Consider the following 18,287-nt stretch of genomic DNA (forward strand, 5'->3'; position numbering starts at 1 on the left):
GTGGCATCGGGATGACCTCCCAGCGTACCCGGGAGCGGTTGATCCAGCGCCTGTATGAAGAAGGCTTGTCCAACGCGCAGGTGCTGGAAGTGATCCGGCGCACGCCGCGGCACCTGTTTGTCGATGAAGCCCTGGCGCATCGTGCCTATGAAGACACGGCGTTGCCCATCGGCCACAACCAGACCATCTCCCAGCCTTACATGGTCGCGCGCATGAGCGAGCTGTTACTGGCGGCGGGGCCTTTGGACAAGGTGCTGGAGATTGGCACCGGCTCCGGCTACCAGACGGCCGTGCTGTCGCAATTGGTAGAGCGGGTGTTTTCGGTCGAGCGCATCAAGGTGCTGCAGGACCGGGCCAAAGAGCGTCTGGTGGAGCTGAACCTGCGCAACGTGGTATTCCGCTGGGGCGATGGCTGGGAGGGCTGGCCGGCGCTGGCGCCCTACAACGGTATCATCGTCACCGCCGTGGCCACGGATGTGCCGCAAGCCTTGCTGGATCAGTTGGCACCTGGCGGGCGGCTGGTCATCCCGGTGGGCTCCGGCGAAGTGCAACAGTTGATGCTTATTATCCGTGAGGACGAAGGCTTTTCCCGGCACGTACTCGGTGCCGTGCGTTTCGTACCCTTGCTCAATGGCCCGCTGGCCTGATCATTTATTCGCGTGCAGTGAATTCTGTAAGCGGGGATGTGTCTTACGGCGGGGTCTATTGAATCAACATGCTTGGCAGCACGATTAAACATGATGAATTTTTCCTTTCAGTCATGTGCCAGTAAAAAGCCAATGCCCAGTTATACTTGCGTCATATTTTAAGCCTGATCCAGGCGTTAACGTTCAGCCACCACAAAGGGAGCGGCGGGTGAGTCTCACAGGTCCTGCGCAGCGAATGAGTAAAACAAGCTTTCAGCGACTGGTGCTTGGCCTTGTCTTGAGTTCCTTATTGGCAGCCTGCTCGAGCACGCCATCCGGCGGTGCGCGAGTCGTTGACCGTACCAACGCAACCCCACAAAGACCCACGGTGACCACTGGCCAATACGTGGTGCGCAAAGGCGACACCCTGTTCTCGATTGCCTTTCGTTATGGCTGGGACTACAAGGCGCTGGCCGCCCGTAACAACATTCCTGTGCCGTATACGATCCATCCAGGGCAGACCATTCGTTTCGATGGTCGCTCAGGTTCTGCACCTACGGCAGTTGTGACAAAGTCGGGATCTTCGCCATCGTCCTCGAGCAAGACCACCATCATTACCCGGCCTGCAGGCAGCGCCGCGCCTACGGTTGCGAGCAAGCCGGCACCCGCGCCGTTGCCACCCGCCGGGCCTGCACCGACCGGTTGGGGATGGCCTTCAAACGGAGTGTTGATTGGAAAATTCTCTTCAAACGGTAGTTTGAATAAAGGCATTGATATCGCCGGGGATTTGGGACAGCCTGTTTTAGCTGCGTCTGATGGGACAGTGGTGTACGCCGGGAGTGGTTTGCGGGGCTACGGCGAGCTGGTCATCATCAAACACAGCGATACCTACGTCAGTGCCTACGGTCATAACCGCAGGTTGTTGGTTCGGGAGGGGCAGCAGGTCAAGGTCGGACAGACGATTGCCGAAATGGGGTCAACGGGCACAGACCGGGTGAAACTGCACTTTGAGATTCGCCGCCAAGGGAAGCCTGTAGATCCGCTGCAATTCCTGCCCCGTCGTTGATGTGTTGCACAGCCTGTTCCCTCACGTAGAAGGAACAGGCTCCAGCGTTGCCAAGGATAGAGGCGTCGCTTGAGCTTGAGGTCGAACTCACCAAAGGACTATAACAATGGCTCTCAGTAAAGAAGTGCCGGAGTTTGACATCGACGATGAGGTTCTCCTTATGGAGGACAGCATCGAATCGGATCCGATGTCAGATAATGAAGGGGTCTCACCACCTTCAGTTCGCACCAAATCCAAAAATGCTGCCGCTTTGAAGCAGCACAAGTACATTGACTACACGCGGGCGCTCGACGCGACCCAGCTGTACCTCAATGAAATCGGCTTTTCCCCTCTGTTGACCCCCGAAGAAGAAGTCCATTTTGCGCGTCTGTCGCAAAAGGGCGATCCGGCTGGGCGTAAGCGCATGATTGAAAGCAACCTGCGCCTGGTGGTGAAAATCGCCCGGCGCTATGTCAATCGTGGGCTGTCCCTGCTGGACCTGATCGAGGAGGGCAACCTGGGCTTGATCCGGGCTGTGGAGAAGTTCGACCCTGAGCGGGGCTTCCGTTTCTCCACCTACGCCACCTGGTGGATTCGTCAGACCATCGAACGGGCGATCATGAATCAGACCCGCACGATCCGTTTGCCGATCCATGTTGTCAAGGAGCTCAACGTCTACCTGAGGGCAGCGCGTGAGCTGACGCAAAAACTCGATCATGAACCCTCGCCTGAAGAAATCGCCAACCTGCTGGAAAAGCCGGTAGGGGAGGTCAAGCGCATGCTGGGCCTTAACGAGCGTGTGTCTTCGGTGGATGTCTCGCTGGGGCCGGACTCGGATAAAACCCTGCTGGACACCCTGACCGATGATCGTCCAACAGACCCTTGCGAGCTGTTGCAGGACGATGATCTTTCCCAAAGTATTGACCAGTGGCTGTCAGAGCTCACGGACAAGCAGCGTGAAGTGGTGATTCGCCGCTTCGGCCTGCGCGGCCATGAGAGCAGCACCCTGGAGGATGTAGGCCTGGAGATTGGCCTGACCCGTGAGCGGGTGCGGCAGATCCAGGTAGAGGGCCTCAAGCGCTTGCGCGAGATCCTGGAGAAGAATGGCTTGTCGAGTGAGTCGTTGTTCCAGTAAACGACGCAGGACAAAATGTGGGAGCGGGCTTGTGTGGGAGCTGGCTTGCCTGCGATAGCATCAACTCGGTATAGCTAGTGCGCCGAGCCGATAGCATCGCAGGCAAGCCAGCTCCCACATACAGCTGAGCTCCCACATTTTTTTGTGTCCGACATTACATCGGTGTGCTGATCGATCCCACGCTCTGCGTAGGCATGCAGTCGTGACGCAGAGCGTCACAAGAGGCATTTCCACGCGGAGCGTGGGAACGAGCGCATAAAAAAACCCCGCTTTTAAGGGCGGGGTTTTTTCGACTGAGTCAGTACAAGTTAGATAACTTGAACTTCTTCAGCTTGCATGCCTTTCTGACCGCGGGTAGCGATGAAAGAAACCTGTTGGCCTTCTTTCAGGCTTTTGAAGCCGTCGGATTGGATAGCTTTGAAGTGAACGAACAGGTCGTCACCGGATTGTGGAGTGATGAAGCCGAAGCCTTTTTCATCGTTGAACCACTTAACGGTACCAGTTTGGCGATTAGACATGGTGTATCTCCTTGGACAAAGTTAACTGCGACTCAGGAAAAGCCCTGGCCGAGACTGAGTGCAAAGAGCAGGAAAAATTCTTGGAGATGGTTGGATCGAAATTCAACATATCGTGTAGAGATTCTCAGTGACACAAGCAGCACAGTGGCGCCACCTTAACCCTTTTTCCGGAACGTGCCAATGGTATTTCCGAAGGTTTCTCTATTTTCGTGACTGGCGGTGGTATTTACAGTCATTGATGCCGGCCATCCGGGCCCCGGCCACGCTGGCTGCGGCTTATAGCGGGCGGTGCATTCATCAAGAAAACCCGTGCGGCCTTTGAACCCCAACGCCGGCCCCGGTAAGATGGCCCACAGATTTTTTTCGCCTCGCTATTCAGGACACCGCCATGAGCATCAAATCGGACAAGTGGATTCGCCGCATGGCGCAGGAACACGGCATGATCGAGCCGTTCGTCGAACGCCAGATTCGTGGTGAAGGCGACGAGCGCGTGATTTCGTACGGCGTTTCCAGCTATGGCTACGACGTGCGTTGCGCTGATGAATTCAAGGTGTTCACCAACATCAATTCGGCGATCGTCGATCCGAAAAACTTCGACGAAAAGAGCTTCGTCGACGTCAAGAGCGACGTGTGCATCATCCCGCCCAACTCTTTCGCCCTGGCGCGCACCGTTGAGTTCTTCCGCATTCCTCGCGACGTGTTGACCATCTGCCTGGGTAAAAGCACCTATGCCCGCTGCGGCATTATCGTCAACGTCACGCCGCTTGAGCCTGAGTGGGAAGGCCACGTGACCCTGGAATTCTCCAACACGACCACTTTGCCGGCGAAAATCTACGCCAACGAAGGCGTGGCACAGATGCTGTTCTTGCAGTCCGACGAGGCCTGTGAAGTGTCCTACAAAGACCGTGCGGGCAAGTATCAGGGCCAGCGTGGCGTCACTCTCCCACGCGCTTGATCTAAAGCTCCTACGGGCAAAGGGAATTTGTCTGCAGAAAGTGACTCTATCTAGGTGTACTGCTTCGGCGCGTGTGAAACGCGCCGGGCCATACTTGAGGAGTACCTTATGAAGATCGACCCGCGAATCAGCGCAGAACTCGCCCGGCTTGAACCCAACCAGATTGGTGTTCTGGCCTGGTCCCTGATGGCCAACCCCGCGCACGCGGGCGGCATCCCCGGTCAACCCGAACCTGATTACCCGCAGCCTACCGAGCCGGGTGAGCCGACCTTACCGGACGAGCCACCACCCGCGCCTGTTGCCTGATACCTGAGCGGGCCTTCATCGATTCATTGAATCGGCCAGACCTGGTGATCGCCAATCACAAAGATTCGGTGATCCTGGGCCTGCTCCACGGCATAACCCCCTGTAAACGCGCCAAATGCTGGCAACAGGCTCAACCGGGCGCCGATCTGGAAGCACGGCAGGCGGAGCCGTTGGCGCCCTTTGCCGCGCAGGTGGTAGACCGGATGCACATGCCCCGCCAGTACATGGTGGCTGGCGTGTGCGTCTGGCTCGTGTTGCAAGGCGAAAGGGCCCATCAGCAGAGGCTCCGCGACCACGTCGATGCTCAAATCCAGCGGTGGGTCGCCGGCGCGTTTGTCGTGATTGCCGCGAATCAAGGTCAGGGCCAGTGGGCGATTGCGCTCACGCCAGGCCCGGATTGCGTTCAGGGTGCCGCTGGCGTGAGAGCCAGGGCCGTGCAGGAAATCGCCGAGAAAGATCAACTGCGCGCAGGGCAGGGCCGTTAACAGCCTGTCCAGGCGTTCCAGGTTGGCCGTAGTCGTGCCCTGTGGCACCGGTTGCCCCAGGCTGCGATAGGCCGACGCCTTGCCAAAATGCGCATCGGCAATCAACAGGCATCGACGTGCGGGCCAGTACACTGCCTTGTCCGGCAATAGCCATAGCTCTTCGCCTTCCAGCATTAGTGGGTGATGCATCAGCCTTGCCCTTTGTCGGCGACTCTTTCCAGGTCCTTGACCATCCGCGCGATGCGCTCCGAGAGTTTTTCCGAACTCATGCTTTCGCGCATCCGTTCTACCAGCAGCGGAAAGGCCAGGGGTGTGGGCCGCTGAATCGTGTGCAAGTCCAGCTTCAGCGTCGACAGATGATTCAGCGTGTGTTCCAGCCGGCGAATATCCAATTCATCACGCAGAACTTCTTCGCCGGCCTGGGCCAGCAGCAGGTTCTGCGGGTCATATTGCTTGAACACCTCAAAGAACAAGCCGCTGGAAGCCTGCACTTGTCGCGTGCTTTTCGGCGCGCCGGGATACCCGGCAAAGACCAGCCCGGCGATTCGCGCAATCTCGCGAAAGCGGCGCAGGGCCAGTTCGCCGGCATTGAGGCTGGCGATCACGTCAGCCAGCAGATCTTGGGGGCTCAGCAACGTAGCGTTCAGCAACTGGGGCCACTGCACCTCGGTGGCGCTCAACAGCTCCAGGCCATAATCATTCACCGCAATCGAGAAGGTCAGCGGCTGCTGTTGGCTGACCCGCCAGGCCAGCAAACTGGCCAAGCCCAGGTGTACCTGGCGGCCAGCGAAGGGATACAGAAACAGGTGCCAACCTTCCCGCGACCGCAGGGTTTCAGCCAGCAAATGCTCACGGGTCGGCAGGCCGGACCAGCGCAATTGGGTGTGCAGCAGCGGTTGCACCGCCTGCATCTCCGGGCCGTCGAAGTGCCCATGGGCGGCGGCATCAAAACGCTCGACCACCGCCTGGGCCAGTTCGTTGGAAAGCGGCATGCGCCCGCCATTCCAGCGTGGCACGGCGGCTTTTTTCGCGGTGCTGCGGCGTACATAGGCGGTCATGTTTTCCACGCGCACCAGTTCCAGCAAGCGCCCGGCGAACAGAAACCCATCCCCCGGCTTGAGCCTTGCAATAAACCCTTCCTCGACACTGCCCAGGTTCTTGCCGCCACCGCCCTTGCTCCAGAACTTGAGCTGGATACTGGCATCACTGACGATGGTGCCGACGCTCATGCGATGGCGGCGTGCCAGGCGGGCATCCGGTACACGCCAGATGCCGTGTTCATCGGGCTCCACCCGGCGGTAATCCGGATAAGCGGTGAGTGACAGGCCACCATGGCGCACAAACCCCAGGGCCCAGGCCCAATCCGCTTCGGTGAGGTCGCGATAGGCCCAGGCGCCGCGCACTTCGTCCAACAGTGCCGCCGGTGTAAACCCGCCGCCAAGGGCCATGCTGACCAAGTGTTGTACCAGTACGTCCAGCGGCTTGTAAGGTGATTCCCGCGCTTCGATGCGCCGTTGGGCGATTGCATCCTGGGCGGCCGCCGCCTCCACCAACTCCAGGCTGTGGGTTGGCACCAGGGTTACCCGTGAGGGCCGCCCTGGCGCGTGGCCGGAGCGCCCGGCGCGTTGCATCAGCCGCGCTACGCCCTTGGCGGAGCCGATTTGCAGCACCCGTTCCACCGGTAGGAAGTCCACGCCCAAGTCGAGGCTGGAGGTGCACACCACCGCCTTGAGCTGCCCGTCTTTCAACGCCCGCTCCACCCAGTCGCGGGTTTCGCGCGATAACGAACCATGATGCAGGGCAATCAACCCGGCCCAGTCCGGACGCGCGTCCAGAATCGCCTGGTACCAGATCTCCGATTGCGCACGGGTATTGGTAAATACCAGGCAACTGCTGCTGGCCTCCACTTCGGCGACCACCTGCGGCAACATCTTCAAACCGATATGCCCGGCCCAAGGGAAACGCTCGGTGACCGCTGGCAACAGGGTGTCGACCTTCAGCGCTTTCGCCGTTTGCCCCTGCACATTGACCCCGCCACCCTGTGGGACCAGAACCTCCAACGCGTGAGCCTGATTACCCAGCGTCGCGGAAATACCCCACACCATCAAATGCGGGTGCCAGCGCCGCAAGCGTGCCAGCGCCAGTTGTAACTGCACGCCGCGCTTATTGCCGATCAGTTCATGCCATTCATCCACGATGACCATGCGCAGGTGCGCCAGGCTGGTCTCACTGTCGGCACGGGCCAGCATCAACGTCAGGCTTTCCGGGGTGGTGACCAGAGCGGTGGGCTGGCGACGGGTCTGGCGTGCGCGTTCACTGCTGCTGGTATCACCGGTGCGCAGGCCCACGCTCCACGGAATCTGCAACGCCTCCAGTGGGGCTTGCAGGGCGCGTGCGGAGTCGGCGGCCAAGGCGCGCATCGGCGTGATCCACAGCACGGTCAGCGGCTCGGCAGGCGGTTTGCGTTTGCCTGTGGCGGGCGGGCGGGTGATGGCGAAACGGTTGAGGGCGGCAAACCACAGGGCATAGGTTTTACCCGCCCCGGTGCTGGCATGCAGTAACCCCGACTGGCCGGCCTTGACCGCCGCCCATACCTCTTTCTGAAAGGCGAATGGCTTCCAGCCTTGGGTGGCAAACCATTGCTTGGCGAAGTCGTGGGTTTTTGCCATGCGGCAGCGGACGCTCTGGAGGGGTTAGTTCAAAGACCCCTCAGGCAGCGCTGACGTTCAACTGTAGGAGCGGGCTTGCCCGCGAAAAAGGCCCAGGCACCGCGTTTCTTCAGGTTGCCAGCGTTATCGTTGGCGATTTTCGCGAGCAAGCTCGCTCCTACTTCAAGTTGCCGCTCAAAAATTGTTGCAGGCGTTCACTCTTTGGATTGCCCAGCACATCCTCTGGCAGACCTTGCTCCTCCACCAGGCCCTGGTGCAGGAACAGCACTTGGCTTGAGACCTTGCGCGCAAAACTCATCTCGTGGGTCACCATGATCATGGTGCGGCCTTCCTCGGCCAGGCCTTGGATCACCTTCAACACTTCGCCCACCAGCTCCGGGTCCAGGGCTGATGTGGGTTCATCGAACAGCATCACCTCCGGCTCCATCGCCAGGGCGCGGGCGATGGCGACGCGCTGTTGCTGGCCACCGGACAGGAACGCCGGGTATTGATCAGCCACGCGCGCCGGCAGCCCGACTTTGTCCAGATAGCGGCGGGCGCGGTCCTCAGCGTCCTTTTTGCTGCAACCCAGCACGCGGCGCGGGGCCATGGTGATGTTTTCCAGCACGCTCATGTGGCTCCACAGGTTGAAGTGCTGGAACACCATCGCCAGCCGCGTGCGCAGGCGTTGCAGCTCGGCGTCGTCGGCCACGCGCATGCCATGGCGGTCGCTGACCATGCGGATCGCCTGGCCGTCCAGGGTCATGGCGCCGTCGTTGGGGGTTTCCAAAAAGTTGATACAGCGCAGGAAGGTACTCTTGCCTGAGCCACTGGCGCCGATCAGGCTGATCACATCACCGGTCTTGGCCTTGAGCGACACACCTTTGAGCACTTGATTGTCGCCATAGCTTTTGTGCAGGCCTTCAACGGTCAGTTTGTACATGGGGCGTGCATCCTCAAGGCGAAAGTAGATAACCGCTGCGGTAGGCCTGTGTGCCGGCGACATGGCAGATCACCATGCCGGCCGTGGCCATGCGACGCAGCGAGCGGGCGTAAAGCAGCCCGGCGTGCTGGCAGTGCACAGGCGTTACGCGGTCGGTAATGGGGTCGATGATTTCGGCGATTAATTGCCCGGCTTCCAGGTATTCGCCTGGCAGGGCGCTGAATACTAGTAAGCCGCCCACCGGCGTGCTCACCGGCTCCACCGCCGCCAGCGGCGTAGCCGGGTAGGCCAGGGCAGGCAAGGGGGCTGCATCGCCGTGAATGGCGCCGAAATGGATCAAATAATCAATGATGGCCTGGCAGTCCAGCGCGGCGAGGCCGTGGTTGACATCGCCCTGGCCGCGCAATTCGACGGTCACCGACAAACTGCCCATGGGGATCGGGTAGCGTTCGCCGAAGCGTTGCTGCAATTGCCACCACACCAGGGTGGAACATTCATCAAAAGACTGCCCGCCGGAATCGGTGGCCAACAGGTTGGCCTCCGAACCCAGGTAGCGCGCCAACGGTTCTACCTGCGGCCAGGCTTCGGGTGTGGTGTACAGGTGGGCCACGGCTTCGAAGTCGCAATGCAGGTCCAGCACCACGTCGGCATCACAGGCCAGGCGTTGCAGCACCAGGCGTTGGGAGTGCAACTGGGTCTGGGCGGTGTGCCCGGCCAGGGCGCGGGACAGTGCACTGCGGATCAATTGGGCATTACGCTGCGGATCATCGCCCAGCAGTTCTTCCACTTGGTTGCCGACGTCTTCGCTGAGGTCGACGAACAGGCGATTGAAGTTCTGCCCGCTTTCCAGTTCGTAGCGGCCCAAGGGGATGTCCATCAACACCTGTTCCAGGCCCACCGGGTTGGCGACCGGCACCAGCACGATTTCGCTGCGCAAGCGCCCGACCGCTTCAAGCTCTGCCAGGCGCGCCTTGAGGTGCCAGGCCACCAGCATGCCCGGCAATTCATCGGCATGCAGGGAGGACTGGATGTACACCTTGCCTTCGGGCTGCTGCGGGCCGAAGTGAAAACTGTGGATCTGCCGCGCCGTGCCAGGCACCGGCGTGATCAGGTCATGTAGCTGGTGGCGCATGCAAACTCCTTAGTGGCTCGGCCCGAGGAAGGCCAGCCAGCGACGTTCCGCCAGGCGAAACAGGCCGACCAGGGCGAAGGTCACCGTCAGATAGATCAGTGCGGCAATGCCGAATGACTGGAAGGTCATGAAGGTGGCGGAGTTGGCATCCCGCGCCACCTTGAGGATGTCCGGGATCGTTGCGGTAAAGGCCACCGTGGTCGAGTGCAGCATCAGGATCACTTCGTTGCTGTAGTAGGGCAACGAGCGTCGCAACGCTGAAGGCATGATCACATAGGCGTACAGCTTCCAGCCGCTGAGGCCGTAAGCCTTGGCCGCCTCGACTTCGCCGTGGGCCATGCTGCGGATCGCCCCGGCGAAAATCTCCGTGGTGTAGGCGGAGGTGTTGAGGGCGAAGGCGAGCAGGGTGCAGTTCATCGCATCGCGAAAGAACGCATCCAGCACCGGTTGCGCCCGTACCGCGGCAAGGCTGTAGATGCCGGTGTAGCAGATCAGCAATTGGATATAGAGCGGCGTACCGCGAAACAGGTAGGTGTAGAACTGCACGGGCCAACGCACCAGGCGCCTGCGCGAAACGCGGGCGATGGACAGTGGGATCGACACCAGAAAGCCGATCACCAGTGAGGCACTGAGCAACCACAAGGTCATGGCCAGGCCGGTGATGTGCTGGCCGTCGCTGTAAAGAAAGGGGCGCCAGTATTCCTGCAATAGCTCGATCATCGCACGGCCTCCCGTGCGCCTGCGGAGTAGCGACGTTCAAGTCGGCGCAAGACAAAGTTGGAGGCGCTGGTGATCAACAGGTAGATCAGCGCCGCCAGCACCAGAAAATAAAACAGTTGATAGGTGCTCTTGCCGGCGTCCTGGGCGGCTTTTACCAAGTCTGCCAGGCCGATGATCGACACCAGTGCGGTGGCCTTGAGCATCACCATCCAGTTATTGCCGATGCCCGGCAGCGCAAAGCGCATCATCTGCGGGAAGGTCACGTAGCGAAACCGCTGCCCGCGCTTGAGCCCGTAGGCAGTGGCGGCTTCGAGTTGGCCACGGGGCACGGCGAGGATCGCGCCGCGAAAGGTTTCGGTGAAATACGCCCCGTAGATAAAACCCAGGGTGATCACCCCGGCGCTGAACGGGTCGATCTCGATGTATTCCCATTCCATAAAGTCGGTAAAGCCGCTGAGCCAGGTTTGCAGGCTGTAGAAAATCAACAGCATCAGCACAAGGTCCGGCACCCCGCGAATCAGGGTGGTGTAGAGCTGGGCGGGGATACGCACAATGGCCAGGCTGGACAGTTTGGCGCTGGCGCCGAGCAGGCCCAGCAAGACGCTGACGGCCAGGGACAGCACGGACAACTTGATGGTCATCCAGGTGCCTTGCAGCAACAGCGGGCCGAAACCCTTCAGGCTGAATGCGCTCAGCCCGAGGGTTTGCAACAGATCTTCGAACATAAATCAGGACCTATGGCGATAAAAAAGCGCCCCACCTGAAGCAGGGCGCCCCAGGCATTATTTGCCGCTGTACAGGTTCAGATCGCCAAAGTGTTTCTTCTGGATAGTGGCGTAGGTGCCATCATCGTGTAACGCTTTGATACCTTTATCCAAAAGCGCCTTGAGTTCAGTGTTACCTTTTTTGATACCGATGGCGGTTTTCGACGGCAGCAGCGGGTCGTCGATCGCGGCGCTCACTTCATAGCCGGCACCGGCTGGCGACTTGAGAAAGCCCAGTTCGGCTTGCAGCATGTCCTGCACGGAAGCGTCGAGGCGCCCGGAGGTGAGGTCGGCGTACACCTGGTCCTGGTTGGCGTAAGCCTTGGTGGTCACCCCGGCTTTATCCAGCACGGCCTTGGCGTAGGCTTCCTGGATGGTGCCTTGCTCGTAGCCGACGGATTTGCCTTTGAGGGATTCTGGCGTCGAATAGCCAGCGCCTTTCTTGAACACCAGCGAAGTCGGGCCGGAGAACAGCTCGGAGGAGAAGTCGATGGCCTTCTCGCGCACTGGGGTCACGGTCATCGACGAAATAACGCCATCGAATTTATTGGCTTTCAGACCCGGGATCATGCCGTCGAAGTCACTTTCGACCCACTTGCACTTGACCTTCAGCTCCGCGCAGATCGCATTGCCCAAGTCGATATCGAAGCCCACCAGGCTGCCGTCGGCGGCCTTGGATTCGAACGGTGCGTAGGAAGGGTCGACACCAAAACGCAATTCCTTGTATTCCTTGGCCGTAGCAACACCAGCAGCCATGCACAGAGCCAGTGCAGAAAGGGTCAGCAATGCTTTTTTCATTAGGTAATCCCTGGAAACCAAGATAAGCGCTTGTGGCGCGATTAGGACTGTTACTGAACGGTGTCAGACCCATCACAAGTAGCAATTTCTGCACCATAGTTCCGGATGGGCTTTTTAAAAGGTGGGATAAGGCAGTTTCAAGTGTAGGCGGTGCCCGAAAGTGGGCATGGAATTTCCAGTGCACCATTCTGGATCGGTTGCTGATCAAAAGGTGGGAGCTGGCTATATCAGGTCAGCAGGTCTTGTAGCGTGGCCAGATTGTCCGCTTCCTCCACCGCCTTGTCCTGGCGCCAGCGCAGCATCCGCGGAAACCGCACCGCAATTCCGCTCTTGTGCCGTTTGGACAGGGCAATCCCTTCGAAACCCAGCTCAAACACCATGCTCGGTGTCACGCTGCTGACTGGGCCGAATTTCTCCACGGTGGTTTTACGCACAATGGCGTCGACCTTGCGCATTTCCTCGTCGGTCAGCCCGGAATACGCCTTGGCGAACGGCACCAGTGTGCGCTCGCTGCCCGGTGGGCCGTCCCATACGGCGAAGGTGTAGTCACTGTAGAGGCTGGCGCGCCGGCCATGGCCGCGCTGGGCGTAGATCAACACGGCGTCGACGCTGAAGGGGTCGACCTTCCACTTCCACCACAGGCCCATGTCCTTGGTGCGGCCCACGCCGTAGAGGCCCTTGCGATCCTTGAGCATCATGCCTTCCACCCCCAGGCTGCGAGAGGCTTCGCGCTGTTCGGCCAAGGCTGCCCAGGTTTGACCCTCCAGCAACGGCGAGGGCAATAACACCGGTTGGTTGCACGCCGCGATCACCTGTTCCAATTGGGTGCGACGTTCGGCCTGGGTGTGGTTGCGCCAGTCGTCGCCCTGATACTCCAGCAGGTCGTAGGCGAGCACCGCCACTGGCGCATCCTCTAGCACTTTTTTACTCAAGGTCTTGCGGCCAATGCGCTGTTGCAGCAGCGCAAAGGGTTGCACCGAATCTTTCCACACCACGATTTCGCCATCGATCACCGTACCGTCGGGCAGGCCACCGACCAGGCTGTGAAGTTCAGGGAAACGCTCAGTCAGCAACTCTTCACCGCGAGACCAGACCCATAGGCGCCCCTCGCGCTTGACCAGTTGTGCGCGAATGCCATCAAACTTCCATTCCACCTGCCAGTCGGTAGGCGGGCCGAGCAGGGTGTCGAATTGCTCCACCGGTTGCGCCAGCCCGTGAGCCAGAAAAAACGGATAGGGCTGTCCGCCACGTTGCGCGTGTTCGTCGGATGACTCGGCGGCGATCAGCTTGAGGTAGCCTTCGGCTGTCGGACGGTTCGACAAGTCGGTGTAGCCCACCAGCCGCTGCGCCACGCGCTTGCTGTCGAGGTCGGCCATGGCAGCGAGGGCGCGGGTCACCAGCAGTTTAGACACCCCGACGCGGAAGCTGCCGGTGATCAATTTGATGCACACCATCAGGCTTGGTTGGTCCAGTTGCGCCCACAGCGCTGGCAGCCGGTCTGCCAGGTCCATGGGCGGCAAACCGCGCAGGGGCAGGAGTTTTTCTTCCAGCCATACAGCCAGGCCGTCTTCGGAGGTGTAGGTGGATTCTGGCAGGAGCAGAGAGATGGTCTCGGCCAGGTCACCCACCGACTGGTAGCTCTCTTCGAACAGCCAGGGTTCGATACCGGCCGCTTCGGTGGCCATGTCCCGTAGCAGGCGCGTCGGCACCAATTGCCGTGGCCGCCCGCCGCTAAGAAAGTACACGGCCCAGGCCGCATCGGCCGGTGGCGCCTGCAGGAAGTAGGCTTGCAGGGCCGCGAGCTTGGCATTGCTTGAAGTGGTGGCGTCGAGGTTGGCGTACAGCTCGGCGAAGGCTTTCATGCCGTGGCCTCTTCTTCGTCATCGCCGTATTCGGTGCTGAAACCTTGGGCATCCAAGCCCTTTTCCCGCAGGTGACGTACCAATACTCCGACCGAGCCATGGGTGACCATCACCCGGTGTGCGCCGGTTTGTTCGATGGCCCACAACAGGCCAGGCCAGTCGGCGTGGTCCGAGAGCACGAAGCCACGGTCCACACCGCGCCGCCGCCGTGTACCGCGCAGGCGCATCCAGCCGCTGGCGAAGGCGTCGCTGTAGTCGCCAAAACGACGCATCCAGGTACTGCCTCCCGCAGAGGGCGGGGCGATGATCAGGGCTTGGCGCAGCAGTGGGTCGGTCTTTTTGAAGTCGCCGGCATACAGGGTCTCGGGGATGTAGATACCCGCTTCGCGGTACACCCGGTTCAACGGCTCGACCGCGCCGTGGCTGAGGATCGGGCCGATGCTGGCGTCCAGCCCATGGAGGATGCGTTGGGCTTTTCCGAAGGAGTAACAGAACAGCACGCTGGCTTTGCCACTGGCGATATTGGCCTGCCACCAGTCATTGATCCCGGCAAAAATCTGCGCCTGGGGCTGCCAGCGGTAAATCGGCAGGCCGAAGGTGGATTCGGTGATAAAGGTGTGGCAACGCACCGGTTCGAAGGGGGCGCAGGTGCCATCGGGCTCGACCTTGTAGTCGCCGGACGCCACCCAGACTTCGCCCTGGTATTCCAGGCGTACCTGTGCCGAACCCAGTACATGCCCGGCCGGATGAAAACTCAGGGTCACGCCGTGATGCACCAACCGTTCGCCGTAGGCCAGGGTTTGCAGGTTGATGTCCTGGCCCAGGCGCCAGCGCAGGATGCCTTCGCCGGGGGCGGCGGCCAGGTAGTGTTGATTGCCGGTGCGGGCGTGGTCGCCGTGGGCGTGGGTGATGACTGCGCGTTCCACTGGGCGCCAGGGGTCGATGTAAAAATCACCGGCAGGGCAGTAGAGGCCTTCGGGGCGGGCGATGACGAGGTCCATGGGGTTGCCGGGGCGGTGGGCTTGTTAGTTATGAGGCGGGGCTGGGTCTAGAAGTTCTATTTGAATGCGGGCAGTGCAAAGGTGGGCTTGCCTTCGATGGCGGCCTGACAGCCGACACCTATCTACCTGACGCCCCGGCGATCCAACTGTGGGAGCTGGCTTGCCTGCGATGACGGCCTCCCAGCCGACACAGTTGGATTGTGTACATATCCATTGCTGCGGTAACGGCTACTTAGGGTTCCGCCTGACGGCGGGTCACTTTGGAAAAGAGCCGGAATGCCGGCCCAGCCCAAAGTAACCAAAGGGCTCTTGCCCCACCACTCGGCACCTCGCTTTGGCTCGGTGTGCCCGTAATCCGCCAGTGATTTGGGGGGCCGCCGCCACGCGCCATCCATGGCGCGGGGCGGCTAAACCGGCATCCCTGCCGGTTTACCCCCCAAATCACTGTCGAATTCCGGCCAGCGTGGTTTAACGGGGCGCCTGAGATCAAAAGCAGATCAAGATCAACAGCAGCTCGCTTCGCATCGTGGTTACCGTCGGCTGTTATCGCAGGCAAGCCACACCAGTCAGTTAAGCGGTCATCGCCTACTGTAGGAGCGAGCTTGCTCGCGAAAAACGTCAACGATAGCGCGTGCTTGCTGAATGAACGCGGCGCCTGTGAGTTTTTCGCGAGCAAGCTCGCTCCTACAAAAAGCCCTTAACTGACTGGCATTGAGGCAGCTTCCACAGCGTTATCCGGTTTCGTCAGGGAAGCCCGGTTACTTACCGGGCGTCAGGGTCAACCTTGTCTTGCCGTACACCTTCTCAAAATTCTGCGGCTGCATCGGAAAGCTCAGGTATTGCGCCTTCAGCGACGGGTCGATGCCGTTGGCATAGTTCGGGCTGGCCGGGTTGCCGGATTGGCCGATGCCGCCCTGGCCCATCATTGGTTCCGCCTGGCCAAAGTCGATGATCATGCGCAGCGCCGATACTTGGGTCGTGTTGAAGTCCTGGCCCCAGGTGTACGGTGCCGGGTTCAGGGTGTTGTGATCGCCACCGCTGGCGAAGGGGCCGCGGATGACCTGGCCGCTGGTATTTTTCCACGTGGTGCTGTGCAGCTTGCCCCACTGCCAGGCCTTGTGGTCGGCGCCCAATTGGCTGTCGCCAGTAGTGATGGCTGCGGCCAGGGTGCGGGCCAGGATCGCGGGTTTGTCTTCTTTTTGCGCGGTACGCGTGTCATCCCAGAATGGGCTGTCTTCACGACCCAGCAGGTGGTCGGCGATGGCTGAGTAGGACAGGCTGGCGTTGCTGACGAAGGCTTTCCAACTGGCGCTGTTTTCCGGGCCGAGTTTGTCGAGGAAGATTTGCCGGGCGCTTTCTTGCAGGAACAGTTCATAGATCGCCGCGTCAGCCGAGGTGGTCGCCAGTCGACCATCGAAGGCCATCAGGCGGTCGAGTGCTTCGCGGGCCTTGGCGCGTTCCGCTGCCGGCAATGCATCGATGGCCTGCTTGAGGGGCTGGGCCATGCCAGGTGCCTGGAACATGTTCTTGAGCTTGGCGGCGAAGAGGGTGGTCTGGTCGTATTGCATGGCGATCAGGCTGCGGCTGTCATGCTTGCCGGCGTTGGCCAGTTGCGCCAGGCGTTCGCTGCGCTCCGGTGCATCCCAGGCGTTGGACAGTTGCATGCCGTAGCCACGCGGCGCGGTGCGCTGGTTGGCGGTGCCGATCCAGCCCTGGGCCGGGTCTTGGTCGTACGGGTGCAGCATCGCGTCGGCGTAGCCGTCCCAGTCAAAGCGCGTGTCCCAGCCAGGCGATGGCAACAGGCCTTCGCCTTCGCGGCGGTTGGGGAAGCGGCCGGTGACTTGCCAGCCGATGTTGCTGGCGTCGGCGAAGATCATGTTCAGGGCAATGGCCCGAATCTCGCGGGTGGCATCCGAGGCCTTGGCGGCGGTTTGTGCGCGGGACAGGTCGAAGAACGCATCCAGGCTCTTGTCGTCCTTGAAGTCGGCGGTTTGCAAGGCCAGGCCAAGACCGCTGGTGAGCGCCTGGCTGCTGTTGAGCAGGGCGCCGTGGCGGGTTTCGTACACCACTTCCCGAATCGAGCGCTGGCCCTTGATGAAGAAGGTTTCGTTGCGCACGCTGGCCGGCAGCCATTTGCCGTTGTTCTCGTAGTACAGCGCGCTGCCCTGGCGTTTGACCTTCTCCAGGAACAGGTCCTGGGTGTCGCCCTTGACCGCGCTCATGCTCCACGCCACTTTGCCGTTGAAACCGGAGAGCAGGGTCGGCAGGCCGGCAATCGAAGCACCGACGGCCTGGTATTTGGGCGCACGAATCTGCACGTAGTTCCACGGCGACGGTGCTTGTGGCTGTGCGGCGATGTCGTTGGCCAGCAGGCTCTTGCCGCTGCGGCTGCGTTGTGGGCCGATGGCCCAGTTGCTTGAGGTGGTAACGCCCAGGGCGTTGAGGCTGCGCAATTGCTGGCCTACCGTTTCCAGCCCGGCGAGGCCGGTTATCTGGCTCAGGTTGACGCCTTTGAGCTTGTCGGCTTCGGCCAGCGGGACGGGTTCGTCCGGTGCACTTGGGGTGAGCCAGGCGAGTTTGTCGACGCCGACCTTTTGCGCCAGCACCAGGGACGAAAGCTCCTCCTGCAGGTTGCTCGACTGGCTGAAATTGAGCAGGCAGAACAGCAGCGCCGAATCTTCCGGTTTCCAGTACTCGGGCTTGTAGCCGCTTTGGGCCAGGTCCGCCGGGAGCTTGTCGCGGTAGCGGAACAGGTAGGCGTTGACGCCTCGGGCATACACTTCAAAGAAGCGTTTTAGGCGTGGCGATGAGGCGTTGTACAACTCGCCAGCGCTTTTCTTGAGGTTGACCGCCCGCATGAAGCGGTCGACGTCCAGCACTTGCGGCCCCGACATTTCCGCCAGACGGCCCTGGGCCAGCAGGCGCAGGGTGACCATCTGAGTGATGCGGTCGCTGGCGTGCACGTAACCGAGGCTGAACAGTGCGTCGTGGAAGGTGTTGCTTTCGATCAGCGGCATGCCTTGGGCATTGCGGCGCACCGACACATTCTGTGCCAGGCCCTTGATCGGCTGCACGCCAGCAACGGGCGGTAGGGTGTCCTGGGTGTTCTGGAGCTGGCAACCGGCCAGGCCCAAAGCACTGACCACTGCCGCGGCAACGCCGAACCGGGGAAGAAAATGTAAGAGGGCTGGCGAGGCCATGGCAAAGCTCCTGCGGGGGGTAGCGTCAGTAAAGGCGCTACGTTAGTGAGCGCGGCGAAACGACGCAAGCGGGAGTTTTGGCAATTGCGTGAGAACTTGAAACAGCCGCCCATTGAGGTGGGGGCTGGTTTAAGGCTTTGTAGGAGCGA

The 18,287-nt window shown here is 60.8% G+C and carries 16 protein-coding genes; 5 read left to right on the forward strand and 11 right to left on the reverse strand.

Features of this window, described 5'->3' with window-relative positions; all coding sequences use genetic code 11:
- Nucleotides 1–11 precede the first annotated feature (11 nt).
- The 3 genes from V8689_RS06815 (at nucleotide 12) to rpoS (ending at nucleotide 2,806) form a co-directional block, all read left to right on the forward strand.
- Nucleotides 12–647: a protein-L-isoaspartate(D-aspartate) O-methyltransferase gene (locus V8689_RS06815; RefSeq protein ID WP_169850588.1), complete on the forward strand. Its 636-nt coding sequence runs from the start codon at nucleotides 12–14 to the stop codon at nucleotides 645–647.
- Nucleotides 648–855: 208 nt separating this feature from the next.
- Entirely contained in the window at nucleotides 856–1,692 is an 837-nt protein-coding gene (locus V8689_RS06820) for a peptidoglycan DD-metalloendopeptidase family protein (protein ID WP_032893170.1), read from the forward strand.
- Between the two features lie 187 nt (nucleotides 1,693–1,879).
- On the forward strand, nucleotides 1,880–2,806 hold the full coding sequence (rpoS, locus tag V8689_RS06825; RefSeq protein WP_375139747.1) for an RNA polymerase sigma factor RpoS: 927 nt from the start codon (nucleotides 1,880–1,882) through the stop codon (nucleotides 2,804–2,806).
- 308 nt (nucleotides 2,807–3,114) lie between these two features.
- On the opposite strand, the gene V8689_RS06830 is transcribed toward rpoS, so the two are convergent.
- On the reverse strand, nucleotides 3,115–3,324 hold the full coding sequence (locus V8689_RS06830; protein WP_002554837.1) for a cold-shock protein: 210 nt from the start codon (nucleotides 3,322–3,324) through the stop codon (nucleotides 3,115–3,117).
- 388 nt (nucleotides 3,325–3,712) lie between these two features.
- On the opposite strand from V8689_RS06830, the gene dcd reads away from it, so the two are divergent.
- Nucleotides 3,713–4,279 (forward strand): dCTP deaminase, encoded by a 567-nt coding sequence (dcd, locus tag V8689_RS06835; protein WP_003189215.1) that lies wholly within the window; start codon nucleotides 3,713–3,715, stop codon nucleotides 4,277–4,279.
- Between the two features lie 108 nt (nucleotides 4,280–4,387).
- A complete protein-coding gene (locus V8689_RS06840; protein WP_005785769.1) occupies nucleotides 4,388–4,585 on the forward strand; it encodes a hypothetical protein in 198 nt (65 codons plus the stop codon).
- Between the two features lie 23 nt (nucleotides 4,586–4,608).
- Here the strand turns inward: V8689_RS06840 and pdeM are convergent, their stop codons facing one another.
- The 10 genes from pdeM to V8689_RS06890 all read right to left on the reverse strand — a co-directional run bounded on the left by pdeM (nucleotide 4,609) and on the right by V8689_RS06890 (nucleotide 18,138).
- Entirely contained in the window at nucleotides 4,609–5,259 is a 651-nt protein-coding gene (gene pdeM, locus V8689_RS06845) for a ligase-associated DNA damage response endonuclease PdeM (RefSeq protein WP_056790297.1), read from the reverse strand.
- Nucleotides 5,259–7,739, reverse strand: coding sequence for a ligase-associated DNA damage response DEXH box helicase (locus V8689_RS06850; RefSeq protein ID WP_056790300.1), 2,481 nt, complete (start codon nucleotides 7,737–7,739; stop codon nucleotides 5,259–5,261). The genes pdeM and V8689_RS06850 overlap by 1 nt, the downstream gene beginning before the upstream one ends.
- Nucleotides 7,740–7,896: 157 nt before the next feature.
- The gene (locus tag V8689_RS06855; protein WP_034126849.1) at nucleotides 7,897–8,661 is read right to left on the reverse strand and encodes an ABC transporter ATP-binding protein; all 765 of its coding nucleotides are present in this window, start codon (nucleotides 8,659–8,661) and stop codon (nucleotides 7,897–7,899) included.
- 13 nt (nucleotides 8,662–8,674) lie between these two features.
- The gene (locus V8689_RS06860; RefSeq protein WP_056790303.1) at nucleotides 8,675–9,793 is read right to left on the reverse strand and encodes a succinylglutamate desuccinylase/aspartoacylase family protein; all 1,119 of its coding nucleotides are present in this window, start codon (nucleotides 9,791–9,793) and stop codon (nucleotides 8,675–8,677) included.
- Nucleotides 9,794–9,802: 9 nt separating this feature from the next.
- Nucleotides 9,803–10,513 (reverse strand): ABC transporter permease, encoded by a 711-nt coding sequence (locus V8689_RS06865; RefSeq protein ID WP_056790306.1) that lies wholly within the window; start codon nucleotides 10,511–10,513, stop codon nucleotides 9,803–9,805.
- Complete coding sequence (locus V8689_RS06870) at nucleotides 10,510–11,238, reverse strand: ABC transporter permease (protein ID WP_003189227.1); 729 nt, start codon at nucleotides 11,236–11,238, stop codon at nucleotides 10,510–10,512. The genes V8689_RS06865 and V8689_RS06870 overlap by 4 nt, the downstream gene beginning before the upstream one ends.
- 57 nt (nucleotides 11,239–11,295) lie before the next feature.
- Nucleotides 11,296–12,075 carry a transporter substrate-binding domain-containing protein gene (locus V8689_RS06875; protein ID WP_014717255.1) on the reverse strand — a complete coding sequence of 260 codons (780 nt, stop codon included), beginning with the start codon at nucleotides 12,073–12,075 and terminating at the stop codon, nucleotides 11,296–11,298.
- 227 nt (nucleotides 12,076–12,302) lie between these two features.
- On the reverse strand, nucleotides 12,303–13,937 hold the full coding sequence (locus V8689_RS06880; RefSeq protein WP_056790309.1) for an ATP-dependent DNA ligase: 1,635 nt from the start codon (nucleotides 13,935–13,937) through the stop codon (nucleotides 12,303–12,305).
- On the reverse strand, nucleotides 13,934–14,938 hold the full coding sequence (locus V8689_RS06885; protein ID WP_056790312.1) for a ligase-associated DNA damage response exonuclease: 1,005 nt from the start codon (nucleotides 14,936–14,938) through the stop codon (nucleotides 13,934–13,936). Before V8689_RS06885 ends, V8689_RS06880 begins: the two co-directional genes overlap by 4 nt.
- Nucleotides 14,939–15,696: 758 nt before the next feature.
- Complete coding sequence (locus V8689_RS06890; protein ID WP_056790314.1) at nucleotides 15,697–18,138, reverse strand: penicillin acylase family protein; 2,442 nt, start codon at nucleotides 18,136–18,138, stop codon at nucleotides 15,697–15,699.
- Nucleotides 18,139–18,287 lie beyond the last annotated feature (149 nt).

Source organism: Pseudomonas sp. AK181, from assembly GCF_051122975.1.
Classification (GTDB): Bacteria; Pseudomonadota; Gammaproteobacteria; order Pseudomonadales; family Pseudomonadaceae; genus Aquipseudomonas; species Aquipseudomonas lactis.

Bases quoted from the DNA above. Each gene is read 5' to 3' on its own strand.
- V8689_RS06815 (WP_169850588.1), top strand. From the start codon at position 12: ATGACCTCCCAGCGTACCCGGGAGCGGTTGATCCAGCGCCTGTATGAA.
- rpoS (WP_375139747.1), top strand. From the start codon at position 1,880: ATGTCAGATAATGAAGGGGTCTCACCACCTTCAGTTCGCACCAAATCC.
- V8689_RS06830 (WP_002554837.1), bottom strand. From the start codon at position 3,324: ATGTCTAATCGCCAAACTGGTACCGTTAAGTGGTTCAACGATGAAAAA.
- dcd (WP_003189215.1), top strand. From the start codon at position 3,713: ATGAGCATCAAATCGGACAAGTGGATTCGCCGCATGGCGCAGGAACAC.
- V8689_RS06840 (WP_005785769.1), top strand. From the start codon at position 4,388: ATGAAGATCGACCCGCGAATCAGCGCAGAACTCGCCCGGCTTGAACCC.
- pdeM (WP_056790297.1), bottom strand. From the start codon at position 5,259: ATGCATCACCCACTAATGCTGGAAGGCGAAGAGCTATGGCTATTGCCG.
- V8689_RS06850 (WP_056790300.1), bottom strand. From the start codon at position 7,739: ATGGCAAAAACCCACGACTTCGCCAAGCAATGGTTTGCCACCCAAGGC.
- V8689_RS06855 (WP_034126849.1), bottom strand. From the start codon at position 8,661: ATGTACAAACTGACCGTTGAAGGCCTGCACAAAAGCTATGGCGACAAT.
- V8689_RS06860 (WP_056790303.1), bottom strand. From the start codon at position 9,793: ATGCGCCACCAGCTACATGACCTGATCACGCCGGTGCCTGGCACGGCG.
- V8689_RS06865 (WP_056790306.1), bottom strand. From the start codon at position 10,513: ATGATCGAGCTATTGCAGGAATACTGGCGCCCCTTTCTTTACAGCGAC.
- V8689_RS06870 (WP_003189227.1), bottom strand. From the start codon at position 11,238: ATGTTCGAAGATCTGTTGCAAACCCTCGGGCTGAGCGCATTCAGCCTG.
- V8689_RS06875 (WP_014717255.1), bottom strand. From the start codon at position 12,075: ATGAAAAAAGCATTGCTGACCCTTTCTGCACTGGCTCTGTGCATGGCT.
- V8689_RS06880 (WP_056790309.1), bottom strand. From the start codon at position 13,937: ATGAAAGCCTTCGCCGAGCTGTACGCCAACCTCGACGCCACCACTTCA.
- V8689_RS06885 (WP_056790312.1), bottom strand. From the start codon at position 14,938: ATGGACCTCGTCATCGCCCGCCCCGAAGGCCTCTACTGCCCTGCCGGT.
- V8689_RS06890 (WP_056790314.1), bottom strand. From the start codon at position 18,138: ATGGCCTCGCCAGCCCTCTTACATTTTCTTCCCCGGTTCGGCGTTGCC.